The 11,433-nt window shown below is 48.5% G+C and carries 9 protein-coding genes; 7 read left to right on the top strand and 2 right to left on the bottom strand.

Translation table 11 applies throughout. The features are described 5' to 3' along the window. Window positions 1–376: 376 nt before the first annotated feature. The 4 genes from QUB70_RS29185 (at window position 377) to QUB70_RS29170 (ending at window position 6,431) form a co-directional block, all read left to right on the top strand. Complete coding sequence (locus tag QUB70_RS29185) at window positions 377–1,117, top strand: hypothetical protein (protein WP_332985130.1); 741 nt, start codon at window positions 377–379, stop codon at window positions 1,115–1,117. Between the two features lie 604 nt (window positions 1,118–1,721). Next, entirely contained in the window at window positions 1,722–2,003 is a 282-nt protein-coding gene (locus tag QUB70_RS29180) for a 4a-hydroxytetrahydrobiopterin dehydratase (protein ID WP_332985129.1), read from the top strand. Window positions 2,004–2,161: 158 nt separating this feature from the next. Beyond that, on the top strand, window positions 2,162–3,811 hold the full coding sequence (locus QUB70_RS29175; RefSeq protein ID WP_332985128.1) for an HD domain-containing phosphohydrolase: 1,650 nt from the start codon (window positions 2,162–2,164) through the stop codon (window positions 3,809–3,811). A gap of 292 nt (window positions 3,812–4,103) precedes the next feature. Beyond that, the gene (locus QUB70_RS29170; RefSeq protein WP_332985126.1) at window positions 4,104–6,431 is read left to right on the top strand and encodes an iron uptake porin; all 2,328 of its coding nucleotides are present in this window, start codon (window positions 4,104–4,106) and stop codon (window positions 6,429–6,431) included. Window positions 6,432–6,676: 245 nt separating this feature from the next. Here QUB70_RS29170 and QUB70_RS29165 read toward each other — a convergent pair whose 3' ends face one another. Then, a complete protein-coding gene (locus QUB70_RS29165; protein WP_332985125.1) occupies window positions 6,677–7,375 on the bottom strand; it encodes a PEP-CTERM sorting domain-containing protein in 699 nt (232 codons plus the stop codon). Between the two features lie 50 nt (window positions 7,376–7,425). After that, complete coding sequence (locus QUB70_RS29160; RefSeq protein WP_332985123.1) at window positions 7,426–8,472, bottom strand: M50 family metallopeptidase; 1,047 nt, start codon at window positions 8,470–8,472, stop codon at window positions 7,426–7,428. Between the two features lie 378 nt (window positions 8,473–8,850). On the opposite strand from QUB70_RS29160, the gene QUB70_RS29155 reads away from it, so the two are divergent. From QUB70_RS29155 to QUB70_RS29145, 3 genes are all read left to right on the top strand, one after another. Continuing rightward, complete coding sequence (locus QUB70_RS29155) at window positions 8,851–9,291, top strand: RrF2 family transcriptional regulator (protein ID WP_332985121.1); 441 nt, start codon at window positions 8,851–8,853, stop codon at window positions 9,289–9,291. 76 nt (window positions 9,292–9,367) lie between these two features. Next, window positions 9,368–10,330, top strand: coding sequence for a cysteine synthase A (gene cysK, locus QUB70_RS29150; RefSeq protein WP_332985119.1), 963 nt, complete (start codon window positions 9,368–9,370; stop codon window positions 10,328–10,330). A 329-nt stretch (window positions 10,331–10,659) separates the two neighbouring features. Beyond that, window positions 10,660–11,340, top strand: a complete 681-nt coding sequence (locus tag QUB70_RS29145) for a J domain-containing protein (protein WP_332985117.1) — start codon at window positions 10,660–10,662, stop codon at window positions 11,338–11,340. Window positions 11,341–11,433: the final 93 nt, after the last annotated feature.

The following is an 11,433-nucleotide window of genomic DNA, read 5'->3' as shown; positions in this document are numbered from 1 at the left end:
CGTGCTTGGATGGCTCCTACCGACCAACCTCACGAAAACTTCATCTTCCCTGAAGAAGTTCTGCCTCGCGGTAACGCTCTGTAAGCATCGCCAAAGCTCAAAAATTGCAACATTTTAAAGGGTAAGATAAAGCAATTTAGGCTTTACCCTTAATGGTTAAAAAGCTCCTGCCGATCGATCGGCGGGAGCTTTTTGTTTCAAGGATTCGATCGAAGTAGTGCTATAAAAAAAGTTTATTTTGTACAAAATAAACTCTACCTGTGGCTAGATCGCGATCTCTATCTCCAGTTAGGCAACGAACTAAGGAGTTTAACTTTACAATTCTAAAAAATTAAACTTCCCAGTTGCACAAAAACTCCTCACAAACCATAAAAACATGAAAAGATTAGCGATCGCGGCTGTTTTAGCCATTTCCACACCGCTAGTTATTCCAGAAGCCACCCTGTTGGCTCAATCGGCATCCCCTGCCACCAACATACCCGTGCCTCAAGCTCCCGGTACATTTGCTCCGCCTCCACCTCCGGGCGACATACCCTTGCGTCGTGTCCCCAGTTCAGTTGCTCCGCCGTCGCCCGGAGGATTGCGCGACTCTCGTTTAGTTGAAAAAGCTGCACGCGACATCGCTAAAGCTCGCAGAGATGCTTACGAAATGGCATCCATCTCGGGCAGAGTTTCTTCCTCAGAAGCATCTGAATTTGTCAGCACAGCAGGGCGAATTCTCTCAGACGCTGAATCTGCCTACAGTGGCGGTCGATATTTCTCGGCTTCTGAAAAAGCCAAAGCTGCATCGGCTTTGTACGCAGCCGCCAATACTCTCGATCGAACTGAGCTTGGCTACGCCGTTGACCGTCGCGGGCCAAAAAAACCTGGCAGAGGCAATTATGTAGAAGCTCCAGACAAAGCCAGAGAGCGCATCGCCAGAGCCGAAGCTGAACTGACTTATTACCGATCGACCGATGCTACGGCTTCTCAATTGATCGATCGCGCTAAAAACATGGTGGGAGGAGCTACTCTCGTCTCTACATCTGGTGATGTCTCCTATCTGGCAAGAAATCGAGCTGCCGAACACGCAGCCAAAGCTGCCATGCACCTGATAGCCGCACAGCGCGGATTCTGAAGAAAATATCGGCCCGACGGGCGCAAACCGATCTCGCCCGTGCTGCTGTAGAGATCGATCTAAAACCTTGCAGCAGCAATTTGCCCTCATCTTGCAAAAATCTCAATTTGCATCCCCCCACTTCTAATTCCTTGTGTTATTCTAATAATTGTGACTGCTGGAATGATACTCAGAACGCAAGTTCTTCTGGTAACGCTGGCAATGGCTAGCGCACAAATCATCACCTTAAATCTTGTATTTAGGTGATGTGCGTTCTAATATTAAGCCATTTAGCTAAACTGGAGGTGATGCCCATGATAGAAAGTAGTAAACGCATGGGTCATCAGATTGGAAACTACCGGCTGTGCGCCGGGGCCGCTCACTAGCAGTCAGCCGTCGTCTCCAACGGGAAACGACTTCCACGGGGAACCAGGCTGAGCTAGGGATTCTCCCGGCAGTCAGGTTCTAATCTGAAGACCCGCTAGACCGCTCTCACCTCAAATAGTGTTAAATCTTGAGTATTAAAACTTGAGACTAAACCCTATTGGTGAGAGCGGATAGTTTTTGGTCAGGGTTTCTACACGTGGCCAGTTAATCTGCCATTGCTAATCCCAAAGAAAAAACTATGGCTGAGCTAATTAACAATACTGAAATTCAAGAGCGCGCCAGTCAATTGTCAGGGTGGACGGTTGAAGGTAAACAACTGCGGTGTACCCGTTTATTTAAAAATTTTATCGAAGCGATCGCCTTTGTAAATAAGTTGGTCGCCCCCTCAGAAGCCGCAGGACATCACCCCGACATAGAAATCTCCTACAACAAAGTTACAGTTAACTTGATAACCCACGATGCCGGAGGCTTAACTGAGAAAGACTTTGCGCTAGCCCAAGAGATTTCTGCGCTAGATTAAAAGAGTGCCAGTTGACCCAACAAGAGTCCGGCATCTAGCACAGTCCCCGATCGCGGAAAGCTCGCAAATAAAAAATCGACTTGGGGTTAAAATCGGGTGTGAAAAAGTCGAGAGGCCAAACGTTCCATGTATAAAAGGCTATTCGCCATCCTCCGACCATGATCGTATTTGAAAAGCCAGAGTTCAAGAACGAGTCTGCCGCAGAAAAAACCGATCTGATAGAAAAGCTTTTAGATATTGGCGCGGCTCTGTCGAGCGCCCAAGATTTGGGTGGCTTGTTAAACTTAATTTTATCCAAAAGCCGGGAAATCACCTACAGCGATGCGGGCAGCGTTTATTTAGTAGATCGCAGCGACGAGAAATCTAAGTTGCTGTTCAAAGTAGCCCAAAATGGTTCTAAACCCAGACTGTCGTTTAAGGAGTTTGCTCTGCCGCTGACAGACAAAAGCTTGGCGGGATACGTGGCAATTACAGGTCAAAGTTTGAACCTGTCGGATGCCTACGACTTGCCGAACGGCGTACCCTACCAGCTAGATACCAGTTTTGACAAGGATATTAATTACCGCACTTGCTCGGTAATGGTGCTGCCGATGCAAAACCGAGAGGGCGAGACAATAGGCGTACTGCAACTGATCAACCGCAAAACAAAGGCAGATGCGGTGCTGACGGCAGAAAATGCCTGGGAATCGACGCAGCAGTATTCGGAGTGGGAAGAAAGGATAATTCGATCGCTCGCTTCTCAAGCAGCAATCTCGATCGAGCGCAATCAACTCCAAGAAAGCATAGAACATTTGTTCGAGGGCTTCGTCAAAGCAAGTGTGCAAGTCATAGAAGCCAGAGACCCCTGTACCTACGGCCATTCAGAACGAGTAGCAGCCCTCACAGTACGCCTGTCAGAAGAAGTAAACGCCGTCAGCAGCGGATGGCTGCGCAATATTTACTTTAACAACCGCCAGATTCAAGAAATTCGCTACGCCGCCCTGCTGCACGATTTTGGCAAAATCGGAGTGCCAGAAGCAGTTTTGACCAAGCAGAAAAAGCTCTACCCCGCACAGCTAGAAATCATCCGCCACCGCTTCGGCTTAGCTCAGCGGACGATGGAAATGGAATGCGTCCAGTCTAAATACAAATACTTGCTAGAGCATTCAGCTTACCGAAAACACCCGGACGAAGGGTCAGAGTGCGCTCAATGCCAGGAAATCGAACAGCTAGACACGGCGCTGGCAGAGGCAAAAACCAGATTGGCAGAATACTGGGAAGTCTTGATCGAGGCAAACGAGCCTCACATTTTGGCAGAAGAACCCCTAGCTCAACTGCTAGAACTTTCTCGGCAAACTTACAGAGATATAGACGGGGCAATTAAACCGCTGCTAACCCCAGATGAGATCGTGCAATTGATGGTGTCGAGGGGCACCCTGACGCCGGAAGAACGATCGGCAATAGAATCTCACGTAACTCACACTTACGAGTTTCTCAACCAAATTCCTTGGACAAAGGATCTAAAAAATGTTCCCAGCATCGCCTACGGACATCACGAAAAACTGGACGGCACAGGCTATCCGCGAGGTCTGAGAAAGTCAGAAATCCCCATTCAAGCGCAATTGATGACGATCGCCGATATTTACGACGCCCTGACAGCAGGCGATCGCCCCTACAAGCGAGCTCTGCGAACAGAGGCGGCGATGAAAATTTTGCGACAAGAAGCGGCTCACAACAAAATCAACGCCGATTTATTGGAACTTTTCGATCGCCGCCGAGTCTTTAGCGTCTTAGGACACAGCTTCGATGTTAAAGTCGAATCAGCCTAGACGAGTCGGGCGTACTGTGCTAAAAACTAAATAGGCGATCGGACTCTATAACAGTGTCAGAAGTCAAATCAATCGACAGCCCAAGTCTGGCAAGGTTTTGAGGCTGTTGACTACAGGTAAAAAACAGGCTCTCAGCAGCCACCAGTCACATCTATAAACTCAGTCAGTCCAAAAGAATTAAAAGAAAAAGTGAAATTTAGGTCTCTTTTTAGAGTATGGTAGTTGAGCAACTACTGACCACATAGAAGGCTCGAAAAGTTTCTCTGTAATCGGTGTGAGGATGAGAGTGAATATGTCGAAATTTTTGTGGAGTTACTTACTAATCAGCCCAGCAGTCTTAGGAGCTACCCTAGTAGTTTCTTCGAGCGCGATGGCAGCAGACGCTCAGCAGGCTGCTGATGCGCTCAAGCCCGCAGCAGCCAAAGCTGAAACCGCTGAAACCTCCGAAGCGAAACTCAATGCTTTAGCTGCTGTTTCCGAAACAACCGCAGCCTCCGAGCCAGTCGAAGAAAGTTCCCAAGCTGCGGCGGGCAACGAAACCCTAGCAGCGATTGCAGATTCGGGCACGGCTGCAACAGCGAAACTCAATGCTTTAGCTGCTGTTTCCGAAACAACCGCAGCCTCCGAGCCAGTCGAAGAAAGTTCCCAAGCTGCGGCGGGCAACGAAACCCTAGCAGCGATTGGAGATTCGGGCACGGCTGCAACTGAAAGTGCGATCGCCGGAGCCAACAGTGCCCCCGCAGTGGCAAATCCCGAAGCGGCATCACAACCTACAAGTGAATCTTTAGCAGCAGTTGAGCCAACAGTCGCTCAACCAGTAGAAAATTCTGCCGCGGCAGTTCAATTAGAAACTCCAGCCCCGGCAGCTACCGCTCTCCCAGAGCAAATCGGTGCAGTTCAATTAGAAACTCCAGCCCCGGCAGTGGCAGAGTCGGCAGAACAAAGTTTGCCCAAACCGGCTGAATCTCTAGCTCAAACTGCCGCACCACAAGAGCAAAACCCAGCCGCCACATTAGAGCAGCTCAACCAGTACAGCAGCGAAGGTGCTGCCGGCGGCGAAACTCAAGGTCAAGTTACCTCAGTATCTCAACTTTCCGACGTGCGGCCCACAGACTGGGCATTCCAAGCACTGCAATCCCTAGTCGAGCGCTACGGCTGTATTGCCGGATATCCAGACGGCACATTCCGCGGCAACCGGGCAATGACCCGGTACGAATTTGCCGCCGGTTTAAATGCTTGCTTAGACAAGATTAGCGAGTTAATTAAACCAGGCGGCAACTTAGCCACCAAAGAAGACTTGGCAGCCCTCCAACGGCTCCAAGAAGAATTTGCAGCGGAACTGGCAACCCTGCGCGGTCGAGTAGATGCTTTGGAAGCTCGGACATCTGAACTCGAAGCCAACCAATTCTCCACCACTACCAAGCTGACTGGGGAAGCAATTTTTGCCCTCAGCGACGACTTTGGCGGCGACATTAGCGTTTTTGGCAGAGACGGCGAAAGAATCGGCAGCAACAATAACGAAGCTGTCTTCCAACAGCGGGTGCGTCTCAATTTAAATACGAGCTTCACCGGTAGAGACTTGCTGCTGACCAGGCTTCAAGTCGGCAACGGTCGCAACTTTAACCTTGGGGCTACCAGTGAAGGTACTCAAACTTGGAATATAGTCGGCAACACCAACAACGTTTTTGCCCTCGACACCTTGCTTTACAAGTTCCCCGTCGGTCAGCGACTAAACGTAACCCTTGCAGCCAACGCTGTTGTGTGGGATGACATTATGCAGACTGTCAACCCTTACTTTGAAGACTTTGACGGTGGCAACGGAGCACTGAGCGCCTTTGGACAGCGGAACCCAATTTATCGCTTGGGCGGTGGCGCCGGGATCGGCTTTGACTATGCCTTCGGCGGCAGGGGCTTGCTGGGCGGCGTGTTCGGCCCGACTTCTCTGTCCTTCGGCTACTTGGCATCAAGTGCAGCCAATCCCTCCCAGGGCGCGGGCTTGTTCAACGGCGACTACGCGGCGATGGGGCAGTTGACTTTTACCCCCGGACGCAACTTGCAAGTTGCTTTCAACTATAACCACGGTTACTTTAGCAGAGGTAACTTTGGGTTTGACAATGGTTTAGGGAATGGGCCAGACAGTCTCGGCGGTTTCACCGGTACCGGGGTGGCTAATTCTCTCAACGGTTTGAGCGAAGGCTTTGACGGCTTCCGCGCTCGCAAAGTTGTCAGCAACTCCTACGGCGCTCAGGCTTCGTTCCGGCTGAGCCCGAGGTTTATCATTGGCGGCTGGGCCGGTTTAACCAATGCTCGCATCATCGGCATCGGCGATGCGAGAATTTGGAACTACGCTGTCACCTTGGCTTTGCCGGATTTAGGGAAAGAAGGCAACTTGCTGGGCTTTGTGTTAGGTCGCGAGCCTTACTTGGATAAACTTGAGGCTGCAAGCAATTTGCGGAGCTTCACAAATGACGACTCGTATCACCTTGAAGGCTTCTACAAGTTCAAGCTCACGGATAACATTTCTGTGACTCCGGGCGTCATTTGGATTACCAACCCCAATCAAAACGATCGCAACGACGACATCATTATTGGTACTCTCAGAACGACTTTCACGTTCTAAGAGCCGGTTAGAGGAGGCAGGACGGGTAATACCATCTCTGCTGGCAACTCTACCCCTATTTAGCCCTGCTTATTGCAGGGCTTTTTAGTGCGGTGGACGAATAAGGAAATTAAGCTCCTCAAAAAACTTGCGAGAAGCCCCTATTTGGCAGAGGGCTAAACGTTAAAGGTGACACCTTCTTCACCTGACTCCAAAACCCGAAAGTCTAATTGCTGAATCGATCGGGCGATCGTATCTTATACATCTTATTTAAAAGCTTTTTTCCCCACCTTCTTCTTCCACCAGCACCCCAAGCCAAAAGCTAAACCAACACCTGCGATCGTAGTAGGTTCCGGCACAGTTTCAGACTCAGACTCGTACTCGTACGTGAGAGTAAGTGTTGAATCAGCCGCGACAGTACCCGCGTAAGTTCCAGTTGCAGGCGTTCCTAAAACTTTAACAGTACCCATTGCCGCAATGCTAGCAGCAATTAAATCCCCCGCACACCCACTAAACATATTTAGAGACTGCGGCGAACTATAACTCCTTGAAACAACACCATTCGCACTCCCACCTCTAGCCCCAGCAGCCCCCGATTCAATACTCATTTCCGGCGGATTTGCAAACAAACTCAAAACCAAATTGGGGTCAGCTTTTAAACTAGGTAAATTCACAGCAATTTGAGCATTCGTTACCGCCGTCCCAGTAAAGTTGCTAGCAGGAACAATACTGATATCGCTGTTAACCGTTGACTCAACTTTAACATAAGCCTTTAACAGCGTCCCCAACAGCGAATTAAACTTAGGAAACACCCCATTCAGCGTACTATTAACTGGCTGCTGCTTCAAGTTTACCGTATAAGTTTGCGTGAGAACAGCAGCTTGTACAGGAATTGCCAACTCATTGAAAGTCAAGCTAAGAACCCCAGAAACAACCGCCATTCCTAACTTTTGATATCCGTTCATTGCGACACACTCCTAAATAATCACTCATTTTTCCAATCCGTAAGTCCTGTTTAACTGCCAAACAGCAGATTAAACTTAGCCAAATCGATAAACGTCGGCATATTTTGCACCGCCCAATGAACAACAACAGACAAGAGATAACCTAAAACCCAGACCGTATAAGCTATGCTAAAAGGAGCATAAGCAGCCAAAGTCCAGCAGTCTGAAGGTTCTTCCCAAATCTGTTCTCGCCGCAGCAAATTAGCGTAAAATTGAAAAGACCTCGATCGCAAATTGTTAATCCCAGTCAAAGCAACTAGCAAATAATAGCCGTCAAACTTATTCAAAGGATTGAGATTAAAAACTACAGTGACAAGCGTTGCTACCATCAGCAAATAGCTAGCAAAATGCCATCCAGGGTTAGGCTTAGACAAAACCCAAATCCAAACCGATAAAGCCCAGATAGCCACCTGCACCAACACGCCTGCTGCCACTACAAAAATGCGCTGTTTCCGCCTCACTAAACTGTACTGATCTGTGGTATCCGTATAGCAGCCCGGTATCAAGCACAAAAACAGCAGCCCTATTTCTGGAACAACACCACCGTAGTGCTTCAAAGTAAAAGCGTGACCTAATTCGTGCAGACAAACTACTACCATAATCAGTAGCACAAATGTTACCAGCGTTGTAATTTCCCCTGTTGCCCAAACCTGTTGATTGGAAGCAGCAACCTCGTCACCCAAAGCCAGCCATATAGCCAGAGAAGCACTGATTAAAACACACAGAAAAAAGCTCAATTGACACGTCCAAATCCAGCGGAGTTTACCTGCGTGTTTGGTTAGCCAAGCATCGGGATTGAACAGGGGAATTTGGAAAGAAAATAATTGCTGAATGTTGAATTTGTTTGGGGGTGATTTTGGAGGTTGGGTTCCCTCTAACATTCCCGTTTCTGCTAGCATCCGCAGCAAGTATTGCAAATCCTCCAAAGTCATGTCATATTCCGATGCGATATCGCCGATCGGCTTGAAGCCCAATTCTTCCATTACCTCTTTGTCAGAATTGTCAACTTGCAAGCAAGTAACGCCTTCTGAATTGCTTGCCTCTAAACTTAATGACACGGAACGAAAAGAAGTGGTAACGTGGGCGCAGGTTCAAGCTCGGACTATGAGTAGATATGGTAAACCAGAGAATTTGTGTGGAGATAAGTATTTGCAAGTTGAACTCCCCAGTTTTGATGTTCCATCATTACTTGACTTTTCTACTGTAGATGAGAGTGCTTGACGGAAGCCACCACGACGATAAGACTGTGGATTAACGATCGCTACATACGATCGCCCTGCGAGCCTCTTTTGCAATGAATTTATGAAAGTCAGTAAACTCCAGTGGAGAACCGGGGTATAATCAAAGGTGAGGAGTGAGAATTTGGAACTCAAAATTGAGAATGATTCTAAAATCTGACTTCGGGGTTGATAATTCTGGAACTTTCAAGTGCAATTATGGTAGAACTCTCGTGTAAAAGCGAATACGCAATCTTGGCTTTGCTGGAACTGGCTGATTGCTACTCTGAAGGCGAGCCTCTGCAAATTCGCCAGATAGCGGCTCAGCAAAATATTCCCGATCGATATTTAGAACAGTTGCTGGCTACAATGAGACGCTGCGGGCTGATCCGCAGCCAGCGAGGAGCTAAGGGAGGTTATATATTGGCCAGAGAACCCTGGAAAATTACACTCCTCGAAGTTGTCAACTGTCTCGAAGGCTCAGAGTTCGATCGCTCTGAAAAAGACTCGCCTGCTCAAACTGTAGAAAGTGCTGTGATTTGGGAAATTTGGCAAGAAGCGCGATCGATTGCCAATTCCGTTTTGCAAAAATACACTTTACAGGATCTGTGCGAAAAACGCAATGGCAGGCGGCAGCTCAACGTCATGTATTACATCTAGTGAAGGATATTAGACAAGAAAATCTGTAATTATTAGAAATTAAGGATTTACCCTGAACAACAAACTGACAAAGATTATGCGTATTGCTGGCGACATTACAGAATTGGTGGGGCGGACGCCCCTGGTGCAACTCAACCGCATTCCCCAAGCCGAAGGCTGCTTGGCTCGGATTGTGGTAAAACTCGAAGGCATGAATCCGGCTGCATCGGTGAAAGACCGCATCGGTGTCAGTATGGTCAATCAAGCCGAGGCAGAAGGGCTGATTACTCCAGGAAAAACGGTTTTAGTGGAACCGACTTCGGGCAATACCGGAATTGCTCTGGCAATGGTGGCGGCGGCTAAGGGCTACCAGTTGATTTTGACAATGCCGGATACGATGAGCACGGAACGCCGATCGATGTTGCGTGCTTACGGGGCCCAACTAGAACTAACTCCCGGCATTGAGGGCATGAGCGGCTGCATCCGCCGCGCTCAAGAGATTGCGGACAAAACTCCGAATGCGTATATGTTGCAGCAGTTTCGGAATCCAGCGAACCCGGAGATCCACCGTTTGACGACGGCTGAGGAAATTTGGGCCGATACAGACGGCGAGGTGGATTTCCTGATTTCGGGAGTCGGCACTGGCGGTACGATTACGGGTGTTGCAGAGGTGATTAAGTCGCGGAAACCCGAGTTTAAGGCGATCGCAGTTGAGCCGGCCAACAGTCATGTACTGTCGGGCGGAAAGCCCGGGCCTCACAAAATTCAAGGTATCGGTGCTGGTTTTGTGCCGCCTGTGCTGAATGTGAATTCGATCGACGAGGTGATAGTTGTTACGGATGACGAGGCGATCGCCTACGGCCGCCGCTTGGCCAGAGAAGAAGGACTTTTGTCCGGTATTTCCAGCGGTGCGGCACTGTATGCGGCGATTCAAGTCGGCAAGCGTCCCGAAAATGCCGGAAAATTGATTGTAATGATTCAGCCTAGCTTCGGCGAACGCTATCTCAGCACTCCTTTGTTCCAAGATCCCGAACTCAATCTGGCGGTGGCCCTCAACTAGACGAACTGCGCCCTAGAATCGCAGAAACTAAGAGCAAGGCGTACAACAAACGCCCTGCTCTACTTTTAGACGGTATCAAGTTTGGTTAGTTGTCGGCGATCGCAGTTGTTTGTACTGAGGATTTGAGTCCCGATCGACTCAAATCCTCAGTACAAACTTGCAAAAAATCAATGTTTTTCTAAAATAGATTTATGCTAATTTAAAAACTGAGGTTTTTTACCTACACTTTTTGATATTTATATCAAATAAATACTTAATATAGTAGCAAATAATGATATTTTTGTCAAGCAATTTTTCGCAGATCATCCAGATTTCAAGGAAATAACAGCGTGTCTTCCGTTACCAATCACTACAAAACCCTAAAAATTAGCCCAACAGCAACACAAGCCGAGATTAAACAAGCATACCGCCGTTTAGTCAAATTATTTCATCCAGACAGCCGCAGCGACACAGCGGGTCACGAAGAGATTGTCCGCCTCAATGCAGCCTATGAAATATTAGGAGACGCCCAGCACAGACAATCTTACGATCGCCAATTTTCCCAGCCAAGCGAACAGCAATCACCAGGCGCACCAAACGTCGCCCGCCAGCGCCAACAAGCAGCGCGGGATGCCGACGAACAAATGGAACAGTGGCTGATTAAAGTATACAAACCAGTCAATCGAATGCTCAACAGCATCTTGAAGCCGCTTAAAAAAGAAATAAACGAATTGTCAGCAGATCCGTTTGATGACGAACTGATTGAAAAGTTTCAAGCTTATATCGAAACCAGCCGCGACTTTCTTTCAAAAGCTCATAACTTTCTGAAAGCGATGCCCAATCCATCTAATGTAGCCGGAGTTGCAGCGCATCTCTACTACTCAATCAATCAAGTCGGCGATGGCATAGAAGAATTGCATTTATTTACCCTCAATTATGACGATCGCCACTTGCACACCGGTCAAGAACTGTTTAGAATTGCTGCTAGACTGCGGCGGGAAGCACAGGATGAATTAAAAATGAGAACTTAGTTAGTTGAAGGAGAGGGGGAGAGGGGGAGAATGGGAGAGGGGGAGAGGGGGAGAATGGGAGAGGGGGAGAGGGGGAGAATGGGAGAGGGGGAG

Origin of the sequence: Microcoleus sp. A003_D6, from assembly GCF_036702825.1 — a bacterium.
GTDB lineage: Bacteria > Cyanobacteriota > Cyanobacteriia > Cyanobacteriales > Microcoleaceae > Microcoleus.
Note: the sequence above shows the minus strand (reverse complement) of the source record. Positions and strands in the feature narration are given on the sequence as shown.